2 protein-coding genes are annotated in these 1141 nt (G+C 66.5%); both read right to left on the bottom strand.

The features are described 5' to 3' along the window. The coding region (locus tag BIU82_RS15940; protein WP_070350453.1) for an SDR family oxidoreductase at positions 1-738 on the bottom strand (738 nt) is incomplete at its 3' end. 87 nt (positions 739-825) lie between these two features. After that, positions 826-1141: MFS transporter (locus tag BIU82_RS15935; protein ID WP_139146654.1), on the bottom strand; the 316-nt coding region annotated here is incomplete at its 5' end.

Genomic DNA, 1141 nt, shown 5'->3' with positions numbered 1-1141 from the left:
GAACACCAGGCCGCCGGGGACCTGGAAGGTGGGCATGATCTCGAGCATTCCCACGTTCACGTGCCGCGGGGTGCCCACGGCATAGTCCAGGGCTTCGACGATGTCATCGGTGGTAAGCGATTCGTAGCCTTCGTAGTACGTCTTCCACGCCTCTTCCATGGCCTCCGGCGTGCCGCCCATGTTGCGGCCGAAGATCTCGGTCTCCACACGGCCGGGGCAGATCTCGGTGACGCGGATGCGCTTGCCCACGGTGTCGTTGCGGAGCTGGCGGGAGATCTGGTGCACAGCGGCCTTGGTGGCGTGGTAGACGGTGTGGCCGTAGAAGTTGTACGTGCCGGCGATCGAGCTGATGTTCACGATGTGGCCGAGGTCCCGCTCCACCATGCCTGGCAGCACCAGGCGGGTCAGCTGGAGGAGGCCGCGGAGGTTCACGTCGATCAGTTCGTCGATGTCCGATTCCTCGGAGTCCAGGATGTTCCCCGGACGGGACACTCCTGCGCAGTTGACCAGGACGTCCACCTCCAGGCCCTCCAGCGCGGCGGCGACGGCGGCCGTGTCCGTGAGGTCGACGGCGTGCGGTACGGCGCCGGTCCGGTCAGCCAGTTCCTGCAGCCGGGATTCGTTGCGGGCAAAAGCGTGGACGGTCAGGCCGCGCTTGGCGAGGCGCTCGGAAATGGCGGCGCCCATGCCGGTGGAAGCGCCGGTGACAATGGCCGTGGTGTAGTCAGAGAAGGACATGTTTACTCCGGAAGTCTCGGATGGTGCCGGCGCCGCAAAAGACGGGGGCCGGCGTCGGGCGTGAAAGGACGGGAAAGAAGGAAAAACTCAGGCGTCGCGCAGCGGTTCGTGGGCGCGGTCCTTGACCGTGCTGACCGCGGCAAGGGTGCCCAGGGCGGTGACGACGGCGTAGAACGCCGGCATGTAGATGTTGCCCGTGCTGGAAATCAGCCAGGTCATGAGCAGCGGGGCGGTGCCGCCGAAGAGCGCGGAGGAGATGTTGTAGCCCAGCCCGTACGCCGAGTAGCGGACGCGGGTGGGGAACAGTTCCACGATCAGGATGTGGATGACGGCGGTGTGCCCGGCGAAGACCACGGCCATGACGGAGGCGCCCAGGATGGCCAGGCCCATGTTGCCGGTGGCG

Origin of the sequence: Arthrobacter sp. SW1 (assembly GCF_001766675.1) — a bacterium.
Lineage (GTDB): Bacteria > Actinomycetota > Actinomycetes > Actinomycetales > Micrococcaceae > Arthrobacter.
The sequence above is the reverse complement of the archived record's forward strand: the minus strand, read 5'-3'. Positions and strand labels throughout refer to the sequence as shown.